The organism is Mesorhizobium sp. M0663, assembly GCF_040320585.1.
Taxonomy (GTDB): Bacteria; Pseudomonadota; Alphaproteobacteria; order Rhizobiales; family Rhizobiaceae; genus Mesorhizobium.
Genome location: NZ_JAMYPX010000026.1, coordinates 1 through 23044 on the forward strand (window position 1 = coordinate 1; position 23044 = coordinate 23044).

The following is a 23044-nucleotide window of genomic DNA, read 5'->3' on the forward strand; positions in this document are numbered from 1 at the left end:
GATTCAGATCAACCACTGACGAATCCGGCGCATGATGATGGCGCGCCGTTGAGTGACCCGGCTGCAGCACCGAGGCACCCAGCATCGACCCACTGCCTCCGGCGTAGGGCGCCGCGGCGTGTTCTTGTCCGCTCCCTTGCACCATGAGTTGCGCCTCCCATGGCGATGTATCCACCCGAGGGCCGGGATCATGCACTGGTTCGTCCATTTGCTTTTGCAACCGAGCCCACCTTTCGGCCACCGCGGCCTCGCCAACCGCGGAGGGCGTCTCCTCAGCCCTGGCGAACGCTGGCCCGGCAGGCGCCGCCGGCACAGAACGAGCATGGTCACGCAAATCGGACGGTGCGAGGGGATTCAGATCAACCACTGACGAATCCGGCGCATCATGATGGCGCGCCGTTGAGTGACCCGGCTGCAGCACCGAGGCACCCAGCATCGACCCACTGCCTCCGGTATGCGGTGCCAGGTGCTCGTCCCCCAGCATCATGGGCTGCGCCTCCCATGGCAATGCACCCACTTGATGGGTGGGGGCCTGCATCAGCACGCGAGCGCCTGAATTGCCGATCTCGCTCAGCTGCTTAGCTTTCCCAGGGAGCTTCTCTGGCCGACCCAATGCCTTCTGCGGCCCGCTGTGCTGCGCAGCGGCGTCCCCAATGGCACGAGCCTCCATGCCGACTGCGTCTTCCGGACGAGCAGCAAGGGCAATTTCGCGCCCGAGTGCGGCGTACGGCGGGAACTTCCGGAGATGAGCTAGTGCACTGATCCACCGGTTACCACTGGAGTCCAAATAACGCCTGGCATCTTCATCCAGCGACTCCTCGTAAAGCCGAGCCGCAATCCCCGGCCTGTTGTTTTCATGCAGGTATTGACTGAAACGTCTAAGAGTAGCCGCATAGTCCTGAGTGGTTTTGGGATTCGGCCCGGTCGCAGGCTCTGCCTCGTACTTTTTGATGAGAGCCGCTTTGTAATCTCTGATGAGCTCGGCGTCGACAGGGTCGGGATTCAGGGCAGCGCGGCCCACCATTGGCGCTCCGCCCGCCGACTCTTTGAGACGACCCAGTGCTCTAGCCACGTTCGAGGAGCCACTCTCGCGCTGGTACTCTTTGAGATCCTGATCCAGCAACGGATCGTCAAGCCGAGCAGCAAATCCCGGCTTGTTATTATCAAAGAGCCAACGACCAAAGCCGAGAAGAGAATTTACATGGTCCGTGACCGTGCGCTCCCCGACCTTACCGGCATAGAGTGCTGACCGCAGCCCTTCGACAACGGTCGCATCGTTGGAATAAAGAGGACGCTTGTCGCGACCGGAGACCACTACTGGAGGATCTGGCTGCACCGCCGCCGGCATAGAACGAGCATGGTCACGCAACTCGAACGGTGCGGGGGGATTCAGATCAACCACTGACGAATCCGGCGCATGATGATGGCGTGTTTCCCCGGGAACAACGTCCCGTACGAACACCGAGTCTGGGTTGCCTTGGTCCGGCGCGACTGGAGCCAGGGCTCTGTCGTGCAACGCTCGCGCTGACTGGCCGAGCCGCTTGATCCGCTGGTGAAACGTCCCAACGGGGCTTTCCTTAACCGCGTCTCGCGCCTGTCGGTCCATGAGTTCAAAGTTCGTGAGATAATTTGCCGTTCCAGATGTATCGTCACCCATGAGTCGGGTTTGTAGTGCCTGCCGATTGACGACGAGGTTGTTGAGGTTCAGGTCTGGCTGGTCTGGCTGCCATCTTTGCAATCGCCCAACCAGCGCCCGCGTGCCGTCCACCACGTAGACTCCGCAATCCCACTCGTTGCTCTGCTGGGCGATGCGGGGTAAGTCCACGCGGGTCTCCAGGCTGGCGCCCAGCCTTTCTGCGAGGTGTTTTGCAAGCTTGTCATGCCATCCGCTGACGGAGTCATAATGATAGGCAACCGGCCGTTCCCGGTCGCTGCGATCAACGAACAGCAGCGACCAATGTTTGCCGCGCTCCGCAAGAGTCTTACCGCCATCGCTCACTGGCACGAACAGGAAGTCGGCTGTGTCGTTACCGTTCTGATTATGGACGATGCGCTGGAATGCGCTTAGCTTGTCGCTCTCGGAGCCCAAGCGCAGATGATAATTGGCTACGAGGGGATCCACGAACCGCGTCCGGGCGGCGAGTTCTGGATTGTTCCCCTGCAACTCCTGCTCCAGGAGCTGGTAATCCCTCTGGATATGTTCGTCGCCTAGCAATTGCAATGCGCCGAGCACCCGCCCGCTGGGGTCGCCGAAAACACCAAAAAACCCTTCGACCGCGGGGGACATCCCCTCAGGAAAGAGCTCTGGCGAGGCGGAATTCCCCGCCCGCAAGCTGGGCGGAGCGAATTCCGGTGGCCTCAGTGGCACCTCCTCGCTTGGTAGCAGGTTGCTCCTGTCCTGTGCAGCGATCCGCTCGTCCGGCGCGCGCTGGTCGCCGTCGCGCCAGATCAGGGGACGAAAGGACTCTGCGGGATCCGAGGCTTGGTGATGGTGCCCAGTTGGTACGAAAGACGATGGCAGAACAGCGGCGTCTTCATTAGCTTCCCCAGGGAGCTTCTCTGGCCGACCCAATGCCTTCTGCGGCCCGCTGTGCTGCGCAGCGGCGTCCCCAATGGCACGAGCCTCCATGCCGACTGCGTCTTCCGGACGAGCAGCAAGGGCAATTTCGCGCCCGAGTGCGGCGGACGGCAGGAACTTCCGGAGATGAGCTAGTGCAATGATCCTCCGGTCACCACTGGAGTCCTTATAGCGCTTGGCATCTTCATCCAGCGACTCCTCGTGAAGCCGAGCCGCAATCCCCGGCTTGTTGTTTTCAACCAGGTATTCACTGAAACGTCTAAGAGTAGCTCCATAGTCGTGAATGGTTTGGCGATTCGGCCCGGTCGCAGGCGCTCCCTTGTACTCTTTGATGAGAGCCGCTTTGTACTCTTTGATGAGCACGGCGTCGGCAGGGTCGGGATTCAGGACAGCGCGGCCCACCATTGGCACTCCGCCCGCCGACTCTCTGAGACGACGCAGTGCCACAGCCACAGTCGAGGAGCCACCACTGCTCTCGTACTCCTTGAGATCTTCATCCAGCGACTCCTCGTGAAGCCGAGCAGCAAATCCCGGCTTGTTATTTTTAAAGAGCCAACGACCAAAGCCGTAAAGAGAATTTACATGGCGCTTGACCGTGTCCTCCTTGGCCTTACCCGCGTAGAGTGACCTCAGCCCTTCGACAACGGTCGCATCGTTGGAATAAAGAGGACGCTTGCAGCCGCGACCGTCGGAGACCACTATTGGAGGATCTGGCTGCACCGCCGCCGGCACGGCGGAACGAGCATGGTCACGCAACTCGAACGGTGCGGAAGGATTCAGATCACCCACTGACGAATCCGGCGCATGATGATGGCGCGCCGTTGAGTGACCCGGCTGCAGCACCGAGGCACCTAGCATCGACCCACTGCCTCCGGCGTACGGCGCCGCGGCGTGTTCTTGTCCGCTCCCTTGCATCATGGGCTGCGCTTCCCATGGGGCCGCGCCTTCGATGAGGCTCAGGTCTCCCTGAGACGGATGAGGATGGAACGGGTCTGGCAGAGCCGGAACGCCGGGGGCGGGAATTTGGGCAGCGGCTTGGCGCGCCTCGCCCGAGCGCTGCTCAAAGCCCTCTTGCCCGGCCTGTGCCGCTTGCTCTTGAGATGCCGGGGGCTGCACCTGCCGCCAACCTGTTACATTGGATAGGTCAAATTTGTGCCGGTTCACGCTAGCCTCACGTCCACAGATCAGCTGAGCAACCTACTCGGGCATACTTACGAGAAGCTGACGAGGTCCGCGGTCCCGGAGCGGGTAGGCCTAATTTTCTGCGCGCCGATTGCGCTGGCGCGACGTAGCCCGGCCTTTTGCCAGCTCGGCAGCTACGGCTCGCAAAGAGCGTCGTAAGGCTTGCGGAGCCGCCCCTCAGCTCCCGTCGAGGAGCAATCCACAATTCACATATTTGGAGATGGCTCGCTGGTTTACCGGTCTGCGAGCCCTGCAAGCCCATGCTTCAGATGCCGCCCGTGCAGAGGTATTTCATTTCGAGGTAGTCCTCGAGGCAATGGCGGGAACCCTGCGTCAGCGGGAGCGTCAGCTACATAGTCGATAACACGCGCTTTTTACCTCGGTCTCGGCTCGCAACGATGGATTGCTAACGGCGAACTCATGCTGGTCGGCAAGGCGATACTGGCTGGAGCATCAACTCGGCCGACGAGAGTGGCCACACCATCCTAGACAGGATCGGCCGATATGCCCGGCATCGCCGCTCTGCAAAAAGCACAGCGGGCATCCAGACGTTGCCGGGTTGACTATGGGTGTCCGAACCGCGAAAAGAGGCCGCTCTTTATGAGTGGCGTGCGCTGGCAGTCTAACCCCAAGCCCCCCGCCCGGGCTGCCGGCGCGCTTCTAGGAACATCGAGGTAGATGACGAGACTCCGAACTACATTTCCAAAGCTATCGGTGGATTCACATTTCAAGCCCAATCGATTTCCTACAGCCAGGCGCGAACGTTCGATTGGAACATTCAGAATTCACATCAAGGTGCACCGCTATTGCGTCCCGAACAGGTTCGGCTGCTCGATGACGACTACGAGATTGTTCTCATCAAAGGTCTGCCACCATTAAAATTGAGGAAGGTGCGATATTTTTCGGATCGCATTCTGAAACGCATCTTTGAACGCCAGACAGGCGCCCTCCCGGAGCCGGCGCCCTTGACGGGAGCAGAGGAGGCGCTCTCCGCAGAATCTCAACTCGATGACCCGCTGTGTGAATTGGCGCAGGACTTTGACGATACAGTTTGATGTGAGGCTAGTATGAACCCGCGAAATAGTAATCCATCCCGTGTAACAGCTTTGTCGCAGGTGCAGGACGCCGGCTTGGAAGACGGGCAAGCGGTCCAGGCCCGGCGAGTGGGCTTTGAGCAGCACGTGTCCGAGGCGCTCCGGCCGCTGTTCGATGGTCGAGCTGACGAGCCGCCTACCGGTCCAGAGGAGCTTCTGCGACTGGAAAAGGGGTTTCGCGAGGTGCTTCAGCGAGGGCAGGATCATCAAGCCGCCTCGTCTTTTTTCAGCGATCCAAGGATGCCCGCTGGACGGGATGACCCCAAGGGAAGCGTGTCGGACGCTTTCGCAGCAGCCGGCTCTAGGCACGCCGGAGTTGAGGCCGCCGCCCCGCCAGTGTTAGCTGCCAGCCAACAGCAGATCCGGCCCTCGCCAGTTGCGTTTGACCGACCGGTATCATCCTCGGCTGCTGCAGGCGTGCGCTTGTATGCCCCTTCGATGATCTCTCGGAAGACCAGTTCCGAAAACTGCGATCAGTTGCCCGCCTTGTGCTGCCGCCTCGCCGTCGAGGTCGAAACGCCCGCGAATCAATGGAAGGTCAGCGGGCCATCGGGGCAGAGTGCAACGGCGTCTACACCGCCTATTTGAGGGGAGAGGTACACTTGGCTTTCCTGTTCCAGCAGCATCCGGCCGCACACCGACGCGATGGGGAGCTAGAATTCAAATCGGACCTTCGCAAGGCACGCACCGCGGATCAAACGCCGTTCGTTTGGGAAAAATGGCTCAGTACCGACAAAGCTTCTGTAATGGCCCTAGTGGCCTCGGTTGCGCTCTTGGTCGCGATACAGTGGCAAGACCCCCAGATCAACGAGGCGGTCCTAAGCGAACTGCGGACGATTCAGATCAACTACGCATTGCTCCAGCGAGACGTCGCCCGCGCCGACATGGTATTGGACTTCCGTTCCGTTGCTTCTACCGGGCAAGCATTAAAAAGGAACCTCCAAAACTACCAACGCCTTGTTGAGATTTCGCCCAATGAGAGCTCCGGGGTGCACTCCAGGTTGGTTGCACAGCTCAAAAATTCCCTCGAAAACACAGAAGCTGCCATCTCGGCCTCGGCCGCGCAAAATGAGCTTCTGCAAAGCTCTCTCGTACGCTTTGCTCGCTCGGCTAATCGCCTTCGGGGGGGAGTGTCGAACAGGCCTGAATTTTCCAATCTGATCCTTCAATTTTCGGCCAGACCGGGATTCAGCCTCGCATTACAAATCGATCAGTCTCTCCGCCGACTTCCTCCTAGCCAGGACCAAGTCACGGAGGATGTTGCCCGCGAGGGCCGCGCTATCCTGTCCTCAATGTTGAGGTTGGACCGCGCTGTCAATCGGATCCCATCCTTCGACACGTTCGCCAAGGCTGCCGAATTGGAGCGAGAACATCTGAAAGCCTACAGCTTCGCCAGCGCGCAAGCGCAGCGTACACGACTTTTCTTTGGCTTGGTGTCCATATGCCTCTGCTTGTTTGCGACCATTCGAGCCTCCACGCTGCATGTGCGGACGAACCGGTTGGAAAGGCGGTTAGAGCTTGAAGCGGCGATGAGTGAGATCGAAGCTTGTTTCATCGACAGTCAAGCAACGAAGGCTTCGCGGCGCTTCTCCACCGAAGCAGCGCTTAGACTCATTCAATGCGTTTTCGATGCGGATCAATGCGCGCTTGCTCTGGTGGATCCGAGTATCAGCAGGAATACCGAGTACTTTGTCGCGAACAAGCGCATGCGCGTCTGGAACGCCACGCTAATCAATGAAGTCGTCTCACTTGTACACCCGGAACAGCCAGTGTTTCGCGTCGTTCCCGCGTCGGAAGTGGTTCGGACTGCCGTAGGCACTACCGGTGTTTGTCAAATTGTTGGTTGCAGGGCCTCCGATCAGCAGGCTGCGGTTTGTATCCTTGTTTTTGAAGGAGATCGCTCACCACCCTCCACAGACGACCTCCTGGTTCTGGCGAGCGCTACTGTGCGTTTAGGCAACCATCTTGAAATGCAACGTGTACACACGGAACGTAACCTTTTTGAGAGTCGATGGGAGCATGCGGAAAGGCTGACGGCTGTCGGCACAATCGCAAGCGGCGTTACACATGAATTCAATAATGTTCTAGGAGCAATAGTCGGCTACGCAGAGATGGCTAAAGGTCTTGTGCGTCGCCCCTCGAGAATTCGGGGCCACATCGGCCAAATTATCTTGGCCAGCAACCGAGCCAAACTGATTATTGATCAAATTTTGTCACTAAGCCGAAATCGGAAGCGCGTGACGATGCCTTTCGACGTCTCGGAGAGTGTAATGGATCTCGCGCCATTGCTGCGGGTTGCACTTCGTGTGGATGTTCAGTTGAACTTCAAGATCAACGAGTGGCAAACGGTGATCGAGGGCAGCCCGACCGAGATACAGCAGATCCTTATGAATCTATGCAAGAACGCGTCGGAGGCTCTCTTGAATGAGGGCCGTGTCGAGATTAGCGTTTCTCGCGCTCACGTCTGTCAAACGAAGCCCGTGGCTAAGGGCACCTTGAAACCGGGAGATTACGTTCTCCTCTCCATCAGCGACGATGGCCAAGGAATCGCAAGTTCGGTGCTTCCGCATATCTTTGAGCCCTTTTTTACCACGCGCTCTCGCGTCGGCGGGACCGGACTGGGTCTTGCTGCAGTGGACCGCCATGTGAGCGCGCTCGCAGGATGCCTTGACGTCACCTCGGCTGTTGGCCGAGGTACACGCTTCGATCTCTACTTACCGGCCTGCGCTGAGGAGCAGGTCAGAGCTGATAGCGCTTTCGGCCCATGCGATGGATCACTTGGCAACGGAGAAATCATTGCAGTCGTTGACCCCGATCCAGCAGCGTTGGAGATCTACAAGGATAAGATCGCCGCGCTGGGTTATAAGCCGGTCGGCTTCGCGACCTTCGAGAGTCTTTGCGACTGGATCGAGAGCGGGAAGGCAGCCGACCTCCTAATTTTCGATAAAGCGACTTTCCTCGGGCCAGGACAGCCCGAAGCCGTACGTACCACCCTGATGACGGTGCCCATCATCGTCGTTGGTGGAAGCGACCCCATGCCGATCACATCTGGTAATCAGACCTTCGTCCTTTGGCTAGCCAAACCGGTCTCGTCCAGGACGATGGAGCATGCAATTCGTAGGATGATAATGGCATGATGCCGCCGACGCGCTCAGGATACCGAGCTACCGAGGCAGTCGGAGGCGGAGCCGGCTGGGATCCAGCAAATACAAGAGCGTCGGACGATCTCTGCGCACCCGGCTCATGGCGAGTTCCCCTCGAACACTGTCGTCGGCTTCCGCCCAAGGAAGGGCTCCCCGACCACGGCAAACCTGCCGCCGTGCTCGTTACCGTCAAGGACAAGTCGCCGCGCGATGGGGTCTGCGGGCCTCCATCCTTGACAAGTCACTGCGCGCTGGCGGCGACAGGCGACGGGTAATATAAGGTCGGGACGAGGAGATGGTCGCCAATCGGTCACGCAAGATGGTTGACGAAATGACTCGAGAGCAAAGCTTGACAATCATCGCCCCATTCACGCCAGACTTCTCCTGTGCGTTCATCATCGGCTACGGCTCCTCGCTGCCCCGACAAGGCTATCGCCGCCCGGCCGGGCAAGCGATATCCCAGGTTCCGACGTGTTCCTTTCATGCTAGATGGACCTAGGCCCGGCAGGGCGGGAGCATGAGGCTGGGTTCTCGGTCGCGGATCTGTGAGGCAAGCACGGGGTAAGCGACGGCTCGACCCACCATTGGGAAGGCCGGCTTCGGCACGGAGGTGCGGCCTCGGCGTTGAGAGGCATCGGATCGGGTGTAGCAGGACTTTCGAACTAACTGCCGACAACACACTGGATAGGCTGTTCTCGTCGTTCGGTCCAGTTCACCAACGCCTATGTCGACATTTTACGGCGCTTCACTACTAACCGGGCACCGCACGATGGCAGCTCGTTCTCTCCGGCAAAAGATACTCCCTGTGTTAGCTTCCGTGTGTGTGCTTGCCCTCACCTGCGGGATACGTAAGGCCATCGCTAAAAGCATCGAATGCGGCAGCGACAGCGCGAATCCCAAAGCGATGCTCCCGCCGTACGCGGACAAAACCGTTTTCGAAGTCCACTATTCCGTCCTTGGCCAGCATCGCCAAGCGCTCATCTGAACCGCGAAGACGGATCGGATCAGATCCGTGGGCGACACAGATTGCCGGCACGTCAGCCTCGAAATCGCACATTAATCGCTCGATGATTGCGGCTCGCACGCGGTCGTCGTCTGTGAGGCGATGGCCCTTCGATGTCGCCAGTCGGCCAGCTGCGATGTGCCGGATGTAGAAATCCCGTGTAACTTCGTTTTGAACGTACCCCTGGCCGATGCGGCCGATAGCCGACGCGCCGAAACCGATCAGGGTTCTGCAGGTATCGGCAGAGTAGCCCAACGAGTTACGTCGCAGGCGACCTGTTTCCTGTGCCAGCGCGAGCTCGTCGTGCGGCAAGGCGAAATGGTCGAGCCCGATCTCCCGGTAGCCGGCGGCAACCAGCGTCACGGCGACAGCCGCATGCTGTTCAGCGCGGGCAGCGCTGTGGGGAAGAAATTCCGCCTCGATGAGGCGCTGGTTCTTTATTTGGGATGGGATATGCGAGTAGCCGAACAAGGCAAGCCGGTCGGGGCGCATGGCGACCGCTGCCCTCGCCGTCTCGACCCACGACACCACCGTTTGACGCGGCAGGCGTCCCATGGTGATAACAAACCAGCTTGCCGCTGAGCTCGCCTGTGTCTTTGCGTTATGCCAGTCCGTTCCGCTTAGATGTCTTGGCTGTTCCCGCCGAGACCTCACGCGCACCGTTTTATTCCCACCATCCCTCCCCGTCAGCTCCGCCTGGGAAATTCTGCCAGCTTGCCGGATCCGACGAGATAATGCAGCGCTGGGACGGACTTTGCTCGCCAGCTAGCGACCGTGGTGATCTCTGCCAAAAGGACGAGGCCATGAACGCGATCGGCGCTAACGGTGGCGGTTTGTATAAGCCTTGGGGTGGGAACTGGGCCTTCTATGCTGGCGCCACATACAAGCTCAACGAGACAACTTCGTTCTACCTTCGGCTCTCCCGGTGACCAGCTCTCAGTAGCGTCGCGGCAAACGTTGCCTATGGGCTTCTTTTCGATTTCACAGCTACGGCCACTCCAAACTCAGCAGTCGGCAAGATGGAAGGCTCCAACGGGAACTGCCCAATGCGAACAAGAAGAGCAGTGTCGGCAGTAATCCTGCGCCTCGAACGCTCATCCTAACGCCGTGAAGCGTTGAGCTCCGAGGTTGAGCAGACCAAGCCCGCAACACGCTCCAAGAGAACGGCGCATAGAAGCCATACGAGATTGCAGCCTAGCCTCGGGGCCGGACGTTGTTTCATATCAGACCGGTGGGGATGAAGCCTGCCATCCAGCACCCGGTCAGTTTCAGGTCAAACTTGAACTCCCAGTCGGGTCAGAACGCGATCAACTGGCAGTCCGGGCACTTAAAAATGACAAATGGATCGCCTGCTTTTGGGCCATCCATGGGGAATTCGGGCGCGAGAGAACAAGCTCACACAGCATAAGCGAAGCTCCAGGCGAATGTTGCGCTGGCCGAGGCAGAACCATGTTTAAAGCTGCCTGTTTTCCACCTCGAACCTGTCTGAGTCCGGCCGATCGTCATGGATCGGCCAAAGCATCGGCCAGATGGCTCCCTCAATTACGGTTTGTGCATAGTTGTCAGTGCGATAGGCCTGCCGAACATCGGCCATGATCATCATCGGCAGCATCGATTTGTGTCCAAGCCTGGCAGCGGTGGCAGTGCCGAGGCCCGCAAGTCCGCATGCCGACGATCGGCCAGAAGATCGGCCAAACAATCTGGTCAACTGAAAATTTAGGTTAATAATCATGCATTTGGCGGAACCCAAGATCGGCCAATATGGAAGAGAGCGTACAGCGCATCGAACCGGCACGCCTACCCGATCTATCCGAAACTATCTCGGATGCGCTGGTAGAGCTGTCGGCGACGTCGGCTGTTTTGGGCAAAAGCCTGCACTCGCGTACCGCAGCCAACCTCGCCCATCTCGTGCGCATCATGAACACCTACTACAGCAACCTGATCGAAGGCCACGATACGCGCCCGCGCGACATCGAACGGGCGCTGGTCGGAAATTTCGATCGAGACGAGAACCGCCGCAATCTGCAGCTCGAGGCGGCCGCGCACGTTCGCCTGCAAGCCGAGATCGACCGCCTGGCTGCCGATGGGCAGTTGCCGGAACCGGCATCGGTAGGTTTTCTTCGATGGCTGCACGCGGAATTCTATCGCGATGCCGAAGCGCCCATGCTGACCATCAAGGGTGCCGGCCGTGAGTTCGTCACGGCGCCAGGTGAGTGGCGATCGAAGCCAGAGCATGATGTCGCCATCGGCCGGCATGAACCGCCTTCGAGCGATCGCGTCAACGATTTCATGCAATACTTTGCCATGCGTTATCGCTTCGTTAAGCTGGGCAAGGCCGGACGCATCCTGACCATTCCTGCCGCGCATCACCGCTTCAACTACATTCACCCGTTTCCGGACGGCAACGGACGCGTCAGCCGATTGATGAGCCACGCCATGGCCCATCAGGCCGGGATCGCCGCGCACGGGCTGTGGTCGATCTCACGAGGCTTGGCACGTGGCGTGAAAAGCCGAACGGATTACAAGAGCATGATGGATCATGCCGATATGCCCCGCCAGGGTGATCTCGACGGACGTGGCAACCTCTCCGAACGCGCACTCGGCGATTTTACCTTATGGTTCCTGCAGGCGTGTATCGATCAGGTGAGCTTCATGACCGGACTGTTCGATCTCGACACGTTGGCCAAGCGGCTGTATCGGCATGTGGAGCGCAGTGGTCTGAAGCCCGAAGCCGGCCGCCTCGTGGAGGAAGCGCTCACGCGCGGTGAGTTTGACCGCGGCGAGGCATCCCGTATTAGCGGACTACCCGAACGTACGGCGCGTCGAGTGTTCAATGACGTAATCGCGCTCGGACTATTGGCGTCGGAAACGCCAAAGGGCCCAGTGTCCCTACGCTTTCCGGCGGACGCTCTGGACGCGCTGTTTCCGAAGCTTTTTCCGGAAACGTAAGAGCATAGGGCGCACACGATCTTAGGTCACTTCTCCTCGGAACCAGAAAGATTTTCACCGGATCACCCGCGGGTTCGTCATTCCGCGTTCTGAGACGCGGGAAAAGCCGGCGCACTAGAGCCGAGGCCGCCGATGCAGACATATTTGGTGTCGAGGTAATCCTCGATGCCCTGATGTCCGCCTTCCTTGCCGAGGCCCGATTCCTTGACGCCGCCGAACGGTGCCTCCGGCGTGGTGATGAGGCCTTCATTGACACCGACCATGCCATATTTCAGCCCTTCCATGACGCGGAAGGCGCGGCCGAGATCGCCGGTGTAGAAATAGCAGGCGAGGCCAAATTCGGTGTCGTTGGCAAGCGCGACGGCTTCCTCTTCGGTCTCGAACTTGAACACCGGTGCGACCGGGCCAAAGATCTCTTCCTTCATGAAGCGCATCTTGGGTGTCGCGTTGGCGATGACCGTCGGCTGGAAGAACGAACCGCCGAGCGCATGGCGCTTGCCGCCGGCAACGATCTTACCGCCCTTGGAAGTCGCGTCCGCGATCAGTTCCTCGACCTTCTCGACCGCCTTCTCGTCGATCAGCGGTCCCTGCTGCACGCCGTCCTCGAGGCCGGAACCGACCTTCAGCCCGTTGCTGGCGGCGGCGAGCTTCTCGACGAATTTTTCGTAGACGCCAGCCTGGACCAGGAAGCGGTTGGTGCAAACGCAGGTCTGACCGGAATTGCGATACTTGGCGGTGATCGCACCGGCGACGGCACGCTCGATGTCGGCGTCATCGAAGACGATGAACGGCGCGTTGCCGCCGAGCTCCATCGACACCTTCTTGACGGTGACGGACGACTTCTGAATGAGAAGTTTTCCGACCTCGGTCGAGCCGGTGAAGGTGATCTTCGACACCAGCGGATTTGCGCAGATCTCATCGCCGATCTCGCTGGCCGAGCCGGTCAGGACATTGATGACACCCTTCGGGAAACCGACCTCCTCGGCGAGCGCGCCCCAGGCAAGACCCGAGTACGGCGTCTGCGAGGCGGGCTTTACGACCGCGGTGCAGCCGGCGGCGAGCGCCGGGCCGAGCTTGCGGGCCAGCATCGAGGACGGAAAATTCCACGGCGTGATAGCGGCGATGACGCCGACCGGCTCCTTGGTCACCAGAATGCGGCGATCCGCCCAGGGTGACGGCACCACGCCGCCATAGGTGCGGCGGCCTTCCTCGGCGAACCAGAGGATATAGGCCGCGGCCGAGCCGATCTCGCCCTTCGATTCGAACAGCGACTTGCCCTGCTCGATGGTCAGCAGTTCGGCCAACACGTCCTGATTGTCCATCATCGCGTCATGCAGCTTGCGCAGCAGCTTCGAGCGCTCGAGCGCGGTCGTCTTGCGCCAGGTCTTGAAAGCTTCTGCAGCGGCTTCGATGGCGCGGCGGGTCTCGGCCTTGCCCGACTTCGGCACGGTGCCGATCTTGAGACCGGTGGCCGGGTTGTTGACGTCGACCGTCAGTCCGCTGTCGGCCTGCACCCACTCGCCGTTGATGAGATTGGCCTGGCGCATGAAATGGCTGGTTTTCTGAAGCATGGTCTGGCCTCCGTTCGGATAAGACAATCAGGATCCTGTATGCTGGCTGCGGCTCGCGCTTGCCCAAGCGCCTTTCGCGCGGCCGGCCCCTCCAGCGATGTCTCGCCGCCTCGCCGGGCGGGTTCATGCCGACTGGTCAGTCCGCGCATGGGCCGCCGCGGTCTCATCAAGAGCCGCGCGAATGCCATCAATCATGTAATCGATCTCTTTAGGGGCGATGACGTAGGGCGGGCAGATTGCCAGCACGTCGCCCATGTTGCGGATCATGACTCCGTGCTCGCGGCACCGCCGCTCGACATCGGTGCCAATTCGCAGCTCCGGCGCAAAGGCGCGACGGGTGGCGCGATCCTCGACGATCTGGATCCCCGCTATAAAACCGCGGCCGCGGACCTCGCCGACCAGTGTATGGTCGTTGAGCGCGTCCGCGAGCGCTGCATGCAGATAATCGCCGAGACGGCGCGCCTGGCTCACGAGATCGATCTCGCGGTAGATCCTGATCGCCTCGGCGGCGACGGCGGCTGTCACCGGATGGCCGGAATAGGTGAAACCGTGGCCGAACACGCCGACCTTGTGGGCCTCATCGGCGACGCACTGGTAGACCTTGTCGGAGATAATGACGCCGCCAATGGGCAGATGACCGGATGAAAGCCCCTTGGCGACCGACAGCATGTCCGGTTCCATGCCAAAAGTCTGGCTGCCGAACCAATTTCCGGTGCGTCCGAAGCCGCAGACCACCTCGTCGGACAGCATCAGGATGTCGTATTTGCGCAGCACCGCCTGAACCTTTGGAAAATAACCCTCCGGCGGTACCAGCACGCCGCCGGCGCCCATGACTGGCTCGGCGATCATCGCGGCGATCGTCTCTGGCCCCTCCGCCAGGATCAGGGCCTCGAGTTCCTGGGCCAGGCGCGTGGCGTAGTCATGCTCCGCCTCGGCCGGCAGACCGTCGAGATAGTGAAATGGCCGCGCCGCGAATATGACGGGAAGCGGCGGCAGGTTGAAGGACTTGTGCATATGCGGCAGGCCACTCAGCGCCGCGCCCATGATCGTACTGCCGTGGAAGGCGCCAAACCTGCTGATGATCTTGCGTTTCTCCGGGCGCCCCCGCGCGGCTTGGTAGTACCAGGCGAGCTTGACCATCGTATCATTGGCTTCGGAACCGGAGCCGACCAGAAAAACGCGCGCGTTGTCGAACGGCGCCAACGCGGTAAGCTGCTCGACGAGTTCGACGGTGGGCTCGTTCGAGCGGTGGTTGAAGGTGTGGTAGACGGCGAGCTTGCGCATCTGGCGGTCAGCAGCGACAGCCAGCCGGCTGTCGCTGAAGCCAAGCGAGGCGCACCAGAGTCCGCCCATGCCCTCGATATAGCGGTTGCCCGCGTCATCCGTGACGGTCGCGCCTTCGCCGGCCACGATCGTCAACGGACCATGATCCTCATGCAGGCGTGGATCGGTTTGGGAATGAAAGTGCCTGGCCATGTCCAGCACGCGCGATTCGTTGTTCATCAAAATTCTCCTTGCGACCAGATAGGCGGTTGCTTCAGCGACAAATATCTTATAACTTATAAGTTGTCGAGAAAAAATGATCCCGAGAGTGACGTCCAATGGCCAACGCACCCACTCCTTCAAACAACACCCTGCCACCCGACGCGGAGCGGATCGCCCTGTTGCGCGACAGGGCAGAGTTCGTCCGCCTCGAGACGCTGCGTCTCATCCAGATCGCCAAGGTGGGCCACTATTCGTCGGTGTTCTCCTGCGCGGAAATATTCGCCACGCTCTACTACGATGCGATGCGGCTGAGGCGCGGCGAGCCGCAATGGCCGGACCGCGACCGCTTCCTTATGGGCAAAGGGCACGCCGCGGTCGGCCTTTATCCGCTGCTGGTCGACTGGGGCTTCTTCTCCAAGGACGTTCTCGATGGCTATACCCGGCTCGGCAATCCGCTTGGCGATCATCCCGACATGCGCAAGGTGCCCGGCGTCGATTTCAGCTCCGGCTCGATCGGCCATGCTTTGTCCGGCGGCCTCGGTATGGTGCTTGGCGGCCGTGCGGCTGACCGGCGCTTCGATGTCTATGTCCTGCTCGGTGACGGCGAGATGCAGGAGGGCCAGGTCTGGGAAGCGGCGCTGTCTGCCGCCCACCATAAGGCCGGCAATCTGATCGCCATCGTCGATCGTAACGGATACCAGCTCGACGGGCAGGTCGACGACATCATCGGCATCGAACCGTTGGCCGACAAATGGGCGGCGTTCGGCTGGCAGGTGCACGAGGTCGATGGGCACGACGTCGTCGCTCTCGCGACGCTGCTGCGACAGTTGAAGGCCGAGGCAGACCGCACCCGGCCCGTCTGCATCATTGCCAAGACCTCCAAAGGCAAGGGCGTTGGTTACATGGAAACCGAACCCGGCTGGCATCTGGGCTATCTCGCGCCATCGGACGAGGCCCTGGCCGCCGAAGAGATCAAGCGTGGAGGCAAAACACAATGAACGGCCCGATCGATACCAACTCCTGGCAGTACCGCCAGATCAACGCGCGCGCGCCTGGCCTGAGTTACCTGGCCAATGCGCTCATCGATCTGGTCGAAGACGGTTATCCGGTCGTGGCCGGTACGGCCGACCTTCAATATTCCAACGGGCTGGTGCGGTTCGCGCAACGCTTTCCCGAACGCTTCACGCAATTTGGCATTTCCGAGCAGAACATGGTTTCGGCTGCTGCCGGCATGGCCAGCACCGGCGCCATGCCGTTCGTCGCTACATTCGCTTCTTTCCTGGCGCTGCTGTGCTGCGAACAGATCAGAACCGACGTCGCCTATTCGGCGCTGCCGGTGCGGCTGATCGGTCATCATGCCGGTATTTCACTCGGCTTCTACGGCACCTCCCACCATGCGACGGAAGATCTTGCCATCATGCGAAGCATCGCCGACCTCACGGTCGTCGCGCCGGCTGACGGCCCGCAACTGGCGGCCGCCGTCAAGGCGTCTGTCAATCATGCCCAGCCAATCTACTTCCGCATTGGCCGCGGCCAGGAACCGCTGGTCTATGAAGACGACGGCGTCGACTTCCAGTTCGGCAAGGCGATCGTTCACGGCGAAGGATCGGACCTGACCATCATCGCCTGTGGCTCGATGGTCCATCCCTCAAGGGAGGCTTACCGCGCGCTGCGTGCGGCGGGCAAATCCGTCGGACTGATCGACATGCATACGGTGAAGCCACTGGATACGAAGGCAGTGCTCTCGGCCGCGGCTCACTCCCGCTTCATTCTAACCATCGAGGAACACAATATCCTGGGCGGTCTGGGCGGCGCCGTGGCGGAAATCCTGGCGGAGGCGGGCAGCCCGGCACGGTTGATACGCCATGGCATCCGCGACGAATACAGCCTGATTGCGCCGCCAACGCATCTCTACAAGCACTACCGGCTGGACGCGGCGGGAATCGAGGCCACCGTTCTTGAAGCCCTCGGCTGAGCCGGCGGACAACCATAGCCATGCACGGACACGGACATTCCGATGACCGATCAGAATAACACGGCCCGACTCATCGAGCGCGCCGGTGCGGTGATGCCGGGCGGATTGCTCAGCCCGAGCCGCAGGCTCGGCGCGCCGCATGTATTTGCCCGGGCGCAGGGTGCGTTTCTCTACGACGTCGAGGGACACCAGTACACCGACTTCCACTGCGGCTTCGGCGCCAACGTGCTTGGCCACTGTCATCCGGCGGTGCGTGAACGCATCGCTGCGGTCTCCCAGGACATCGATCTTGTCGGCGCGGGAACGATGCGGCTGGAGATCGAGGTGGCGGAGGCGCTGGTCGACTGCATCCCTTGCGCGGATCTCGTCGCCTTCTGCAATTCCGGATCAGAGGCGACCTATCACGCCCTGCGCCTTGCCCGCGCCGCCACCGGTCGCAAGCGCATCATCAAGTTCCAAGGCGGATATCATGGCTGGCACGACTATGTCGCCATGAACGTACAGTCGCACGCGCAGGCGATCGGCAAGTACGATCCCATCAGCGCCGGCATCCTCGAGGATGCCGCCCGTCACACCATCGTGCTGCCTTACAACGATGCCGGCGCCGTCGAGGATTATCTCAAGGCCAATCCGGGCGAGGTCGCGGCGATCATCATCGAGCCAATCGCTCACAATATGGGGTCGGTGATCGCGACGGATGTTTTCCTGCGCGAGCTGCGTCGCCTGACCAGCGATCATGGTGTCGTGCTGATCTTCGACGAGGTCATCACCGGCTTTCGCCACGCGCTCGGCGGCTATCAGTCGATCGCCGACGTCACGCCTGATCTCGCGACCTTCGGCAAGGCGGCCTCCTCAGGCTATCCCGTTGGCGTGGTGGCCGGTCGTCGCGATCTCATGGCGCTCGTCGGCCGGACCGGGGAAGGATCCGTGTTCATGGGCGGTACTTTCAACGGCACGCCGTCGACGCTCGCCGCCATGCAGGCGACGATCGAGGAGCTGTCGAAACCAGGCTTCTACGACCGCCTGTTTGCCCTCGGCGCTTTCATGCGCACGCAGCTGGATGGCATTATCGATCGCCTCGGCCTGCCCGCGCAGAGCGCCGGGTTTGGCTCGGTCTGGCTGATCTATTTCCTCAGCGGTCCTTACCGCGACTACCAGGACTTGCTGGGCAACGACGATGTCTTCGATCTTGCATTCCGCAGAGAGATGGTGGCGAACCGGCTGATCGGCCAGCCGCTTCCGCTCAAGCGTCTCTACCTGTCAGGGAGCCATGACCGGGCGACAGTCGAGAAATCGCTGGATATCATCGAGACAATCCTGCGCAAGCTCTCCGCTGGGAAACCCGCCAGCTCCTAGCCATGTTTCGCAACGGACTTATAGGATATAAGAGCGTCTCGCACTATCCGTTGTCGATTCGGTGCGGCCAAGATTGCAGCGGTGGACCATGAGCACGATGCAGCCAATCGAGCAAGGCAGTCTGTCGGCGAGAACTTATATCTCGCTGCGCGAAGCCCTGATCGCCGGCAATTTCCGGCCCGGCGAAAGACTGTTGATGCAGGATCTGGCGCAACGGCTGGGCACCAGCGTCACGCCTGTGCGCGAGGCCTGTTTCAGGCTCGTCAGCGAGCAGGCGCTGGAACTGCGGTCGGGGCGGTTCATCACCGTTCCAGAGCTGACCCGGTCGCGTTATTGGCAGGTCCGGCTCATTCGCATCGCGCTCGAGGGACTAGCGGCCGAACTCGCCGTCGAGCATGTTTCGGAGAAGGACATTGCAAAACTGGTCGAGATCCATCGCGATTTCGTGGCCGGCGAAACGTCCGGCGACGCTGACCGCGCCCGTCGCGCCAATCGTGAATTCCACTTCGGCGTCTACCGCCTGTCCAAGATGGATATGCTGATCGCCCAGATCGAAAGCCTGTGGGTCTCGATGGGCCCTATCCTCAACGTGTATTATCTGCAGGCCGAGAACGATTACATCGGCGCGGAGGAGCACGAGACGCTGATCGAAGCGTTCCGGACCCGCAACAAGAAGGTGGCGCGTAAGGCGATCGAACGCGACATCGTGCGCGGTGGCATGAACCTGTTGCGGTACTTCGACGAGCAGGACGCGGCCGCCAAGCGGGCGTGATCGAAGCCGCCGGTCATTTGCTGGCGACCTCTCTTCGCGCTGGCTCAGGCCGCCCGAAGGCGCGCGGTGGCATCCTGGTCGACGACCCAGACGCCCTGTTCGGCGTCCAGCACCAGGGCCACCTTGTAGGATTGGCGAGCCGCTTCGCTCGTCAGCCAGCCGCGGTCAACGCTGGCCGCGACACGGCGGACATCGCGCTTGGTCGGGTCGCCATAGCCACCGCCGCCACAGGCAACGAACTCGATGCGCTCGCCGGCGCGACACGCCTCCTCATGGAACGCAGGCAATTCCACCAGCTTGCCGTCCGTGCCGCGCTTGGCGCTGCGACTGGCCTTGGCGTCACCGCCGCCGAGCACGCCGCGCGGCGGAAAGGTTGTGCCATCGGCCGAGTAGACCAGTGTCATCTCGTGGTCGACGGGATAGAAGACACCCCCCACCGCGGGAGCACCCTCGAACTCGCCAATGCCTTGGGTATCCGCCACCACGCCGCGCGATTCAATGATGATGGGATACATGGATTCGTCCACCTCCACGGAATCCAGCGCGATCAGGCCGCCATTCGCCGGCCCGCAATATGTCAACCAGCCGTCATAGCCGTGACGCGCCCCGCCGCCGGCGTAGCCAATGAAGACCTGGTTGACGTAGGGCTGCCCGTCCTTGAACGGATCCTTGCCTGAAATCACCCCGATCCCCGCCGGCAGGTGCGAGCCGCTCTCGGCCTGGCCATAGGGTTCTCCCATCGTCGAGAACACGCAATTGCCGGCGATGATCAACCGGTCGTTGACATTGGTGGTCGCCACCGAGGTGCCTACGGGGTAGCGGGGTTTGCCAACCACGCTTCCCTCCCGCATCAACACCTTGATCCGGCTCTTGGCGCCCTCGTTGTGCGGGATGCCGTCGTCGAGATTGTTGAAGACGCCAATGCGGCACGAGCCCGTGCAGGTGTTTTCCGACAGATTGAGACCGCCAGGGACGTTGTCCATGTTGTCACGCACATCGACCGTGATCTCGCCGGCTTCAGGGTCGACATCGATGGTGATCCTGACCGGGATGCCCTCCTCCGCCACGCCGGGGACCGGGTCATGGCGGACCTCGTAGGAGAACTTGCCCTTCGGCAATTTGGCGATTTCGGCCATGGCGCGACGTGCACCGTAGTCGAACCAGTCCTCGACAAAATCCAGCAGCGTGTCGCGGCCGTATTTTTCAAGCAGTTCCAAGAGACGGCGTCGACCGGTCCTGCAGGCGCCGATCTGGGCTCGCACGTCGCCCAGCCAGATGTCTGGAACACGGTTGCGCATCATGCCGATGCGCAGGATGTCCTGCTTCTCCCGGTGCTGTTCGACCACACGCACGCAGGGAAAGTGGATGCCTTCCTCATAAACGTTCTTGGCAAATGGCAGATAGGTCGAAGGTGTCGGCGCGCCAGTATCGGCGTGATGGGAAAGCGCCACGGCCCAGAACAGCGGCTTGCCGTCGAAAAAGATCGGCATCGCCATGATCAGGTCGGCATGATGGGTGCCGCCAGTGTATGGGCAGTTGTTGAGGAAGATGTCGCCGTCGGCGATATCGTCGAACAACTCCGTTATCGGACGGGTCGCCAGATCCATCGACATGACGTGGATCGGCAGCGCGTCCTCGGTGGAAACGAGGCGGTGATCATAGGTCAGGATCGCACAGCTCAGGTCGCGGGCGTTCTTGATCACCGCTGAGCGGCTGGCCCGCATCACGACCAGCGTCATTTCCCGCACGACGGCCTCGAACCGGCTTTTCAGAACCGACATCAGAAACGGATCGACGCGGCGCGTTGGTGTCTCCAGGCGAATGACAGGTGAATTCATTTTGCGGTGCCTTGTTAGCGAAGGTTGGAGTCAATCGACTGTCACGACAATGTTGCCTTGCGGGTCGACGCGCCCACGGTGTCCGTCCTTGAGGAAGGCGGTGAACGTCGTCGCCTCCACCAGGCAGGGGCCGTCAAGCGCCGCCCCCGCGCCCAGCTGGTCCATGTCGTAGACGGGCAGAGAACTCGTCCGCCGGGTTTCATGCAAATAAGCTGGCCGATGGGCCTTGGCGACCGGCGACGTCGCCTGGTCGGCCAGCCTGAAGTCCTTCCAGGCATCCTGATTAGCCCGCTTGCCGACCGCGCGCAGCTTCCAGTTGGTGAATTCGACGACGTCGCGATCGGATCTGATCGAATAGATGCGTTCGTGCATCTGATGGAACGCTTCGACCAGACTTGGGAGTTTTTCCGCTTCGAGGCGCGGCTCATTGGCCTCGAAATGGACCTCGATCTCCCAGGACTGGTACTCGTAGCGACCAAGAAAGGAGAACTCGAAACGCCGGAGATCTGGCTCAACACCAGCCTGTTCGAGGAATGCCTCGCCCGACACCTTCAACCGCGCCAGGATGTCGGAGACGCCAGCGGCGTCGAAGCGCCGGGTCGAGGTCAGGAAAACCGCGCTTTCCTCGCGCGTGATATCAGAGATCAACCCGCCGAACGCGCTCAACCCAGCCATGAAGCGCGGGATCATGTAGCGTTTCAAGCCCAATATGTCGGCCATCTCGGCGATGTGGATGGCGGTCGCGCCGCCGCCGCAGACAAAGAAACTGTCGCGTGGGTTTATGCCCTCGCGAATGGTGATTTCCTCGATGGCCCCGACCATGTTGTGGTTGCTGGTGGTCTGGATGGCGTAAGCCGCGTCGAGCAGCGGGATGCCGAGCCGCGTCGCGATGCTCGCGACCGCTTTCTCGGCCAGTTCGCGGCTGATCTTGATCCGCCCGCCAAGAAAATAATCCGGGTCAATGATGCCGAGCACGACATTGGCATCGGTGACCGTCGGCGCGGTTCCGCCCGCTCCGTAGCATGCCGGCCCGGGCCGCGCGCCAGCGCTCTGTGGACCGACCCGCAGCAGGCCGCCATCATCGACCCAGGCAATCGACCCGCCGCCGGCGCCGACCGATCTCACATCCACCTTCGCGATGCCGAGCGAGTCGTCGTGGATCATGCTGTCCGGGGTGACGATGATCTGGTGGTCACGCAAAGCCGAGACGTCGAAGGTGGTGCCGCCCATGTCACCGACGATGACGTTGGCTTCGTCGCTCAGCGCCAGCGCCGCCATCGGCGCCAGCGTCGGCCCCGACATGACGCTGTAGATTGGCCGCCGCAGCATCTCGGCGGGAGGCATCATTCCACCGACGCAGTTGGCCAGCAGCAGCTCGCCCTGGAAACCAGCCTGCGAAAGTGCTTGCCGCAAGTCCTCGATATAGGTTCGCACGATCGGATTGATCGACGCGTCGATAGCGGCCGCGATGATGCGCTTGTACTCGCGCGACATCGGATTGACTTCATGGCTAAGCGTCACCGGGATCTCCGGCCATGCCTGCGCGATGATATCGCGCACCGTCGTTTCATGGATGGGATTGACGACCGACCAAAGCAGACCGACCGCTATCGCTTCGACCCCATAGCGCCGGAAGTCGGCTATCGCCGCCTCGACATCGGATCTCGACAGAGGCGTGAGCTCCCGCCCGCGCGCATCGACGCGGCCCCGCGCCGTCTTCGTCAGGTGGCGCGAGACGTAAGGCTCCGGATAGTCGAGCCGCCACTGGAAGGCGCCCTTGCGCGGGCCCTCGCGCAAGACGAGGATGTCCTGATGTCCTTCGTTGAGGATCAACCCGACCTTGACGGTCTTGCGCTCGACCAGCGCGTTGGTCGAGACGGTCGAGCCGTGTACGATCAAGTCGATCTTGGTCATGAACGTCGCGGGATCGAGCCCGTATCCGGCCGCCGCCACGTGCAGCACGTTGATGAACCCCTTCTCGAATTCGCCGGGCGTCGTCGGCGATTTGAAGATCGAGATTTTCCCACCGGGCTCGGAAACCAGGCAATCGGTGAACGTTCCGCCGATATCGATGCAGACTTGATAAGCCATTTATAGG

General features: G+C 61.0%; 12 protein-coding genes and 2 pseudogenes. 7 read left to right on the forward strand and 7 right to left on the reverse strand.

What is annotated here, in order from left to right; genetic code table 11:
- Positions 1-3742: Ulp1 family isopeptidase (locus NKI54_RS28910; RefSeq protein ID WP_352693028.1), on the reverse strand; the 3742-nt coding region annotated here is incomplete at its 3' end.
- A 695-nt stretch (positions 3743-4437) separates the two neighbouring features.
- Here NKI54_RS28910 and NKI54_RS28915 point away from each other — a divergent pair.
- Positions 4438-4815, forward strand: a pseudogene (locus NKI54_RS28915) (type IV secretory system conjugative DNA transfer family protein); the annotation flags it as partial.
- Between the two features lie 641 nt (positions 4816-5456).
- Entirely contained in the window at positions 5457-7991 is a 2535-nt protein-coding gene (locus tag NKI54_RS28920; protein WP_352693030.1) for a two-component system VirA-like sensor kinase, read from the forward strand.
- Positions 7992-8805: 814 nt separating this feature from the next.
- On the opposite strand, the pseudogene NKI54_RS28925 reads toward NKI54_RS28920, so the two are convergent.
- Both NKI54_RS28925 and NKI54_RS28930 read right to left on the reverse strand, forming a co-directional pair.
- A pseudogene (locus NKI54_RS28925) lies at positions 8806-9546 on the reverse strand (oxygen-independent coproporphyrinogen III oxidase); the annotation flags it as partial.
- A gap of 907 nt (positions 9547-10453) precedes the next feature.
- Positions 10454-10612 carry a hypothetical protein gene (locus NKI54_RS28930; protein ID WP_352480533.1) on the reverse strand — a complete coding sequence of 53 codons (159 nt, stop codon included), beginning with the start codon at positions 10610-10612 and terminating at the stop codon, positions 10454-10456.
- Positions 10613-10761: 149 nt separating this feature from the next.
- Between NKI54_RS28930 and NKI54_RS28935 the strand changes: the two genes are divergently transcribed.
- The gene (locus tag NKI54_RS28935) at positions 10762-11949 is read left to right on the forward strand and encodes a Fic family protein (RefSeq protein ID WP_352693032.1); all 1188 of its coding nucleotides are present in this window, start codon (positions 10762-10764) and stop codon (positions 11947-11949) included.
- A 77-nt stretch (positions 11950-12026) separates the two neighbouring features.
- Here the strand turns inward: NKI54_RS28935 and NKI54_RS28940 are convergent, their stop codons facing one another.
- Both NKI54_RS28940 and NKI54_RS28945 read right to left on the reverse strand, forming a co-directional pair.
- The gene (locus tag NKI54_RS28940) at positions 12027-13520 is read right to left on the reverse strand and encodes an NAD-dependent succinate-semialdehyde dehydrogenase (protein WP_352693034.1); all 1494 of its coding nucleotides are present in this window, start codon (positions 13518-13520) and stop codon (positions 12027-12029) included.
- 123 nt (positions 13521-13643) lie between these two features.
- Positions 13644-15023: an aminotransferase gene (locus NKI54_RS28945; protein ID WP_352693036.1), complete on the reverse strand. Its 1380-nt coding sequence runs from the start codon at positions 15021-15023 to the stop codon at positions 13644-13646.
- A gap of 98 nt (positions 15024-15121) precedes the next feature.
- Between NKI54_RS28945 and NKI54_RS28950 the strand changes: the two genes are divergently transcribed.
- The 4 genes from NKI54_RS28950 to NKI54_RS28965 all read left to right on the forward strand — a co-directional run bounded on the left by NKI54_RS28950 (position 15122) and on the right by NKI54_RS28965 (position 19108).
- The gene (locus tag NKI54_RS28950) at positions 15122-16003 is read left to right on the forward strand and encodes a transketolase (RefSeq protein WP_352693038.1); all 882 of its coding nucleotides are present in this window, start codon (positions 15122-15124) and stop codon (positions 16001-16003) included.
- Positions 16000-16980 (forward strand): transketolase family protein, encoded by a 981-nt coding sequence (locus NKI54_RS28955; protein ID WP_352693040.1) that lies wholly within the window; start codon positions 16000-16002, stop codon positions 16978-16980. The genes NKI54_RS28950 and NKI54_RS28955 overlap by 4 nt, the downstream gene beginning before the upstream one ends.
- A 42-nt stretch (positions 16981-17022) precedes the next feature.
- The gene (locus tag NKI54_RS28960; protein WP_352693042.1) at positions 17023-18336 is read left to right on the forward strand and encodes an aspartate aminotransferase family protein; all 1314 of its coding nucleotides are present in this window, start codon (positions 17023-17025) and stop codon (positions 18334-18336) included.
- Between the two features lie 88 nt (positions 18337-18424).
- Positions 18425-19108: a GntR family transcriptional regulator gene (locus tag NKI54_RS28965; protein ID WP_023737066.1), complete on the forward strand. Its 684-nt coding sequence runs from the start codon at positions 18425-18427 to the stop codon at positions 19106-19108.
- Positions 19109-19152: 44 nt separating this feature from the next.
- Here the strand turns inward: NKI54_RS28965 and NKI54_RS28970 are convergent, their stop codons facing one another.
- Together NKI54_RS28970 and NKI54_RS28975 are read right to left on the reverse strand one after the other, a co-directional pair.
- Positions 19153-20946, reverse strand: a complete 1794-nt coding sequence (locus tag NKI54_RS28970) for a hydantoinase B/oxoprolinase family protein (protein ID WP_352487241.1) — start codon at positions 20944-20946, stop codon at positions 19153-19155.
- Between the two features lie 30 nt (positions 20947-20976).
- On the reverse strand, positions 20977-23037 hold the full coding sequence (locus NKI54_RS28975; protein WP_352693044.1) for a hydantoinase/oxoprolinase family protein: 2061 nt from the start codon (positions 23035-23037) through the stop codon (positions 20977-20979).
- Positions 23038-23044 lie beyond the last annotated feature (7 nt).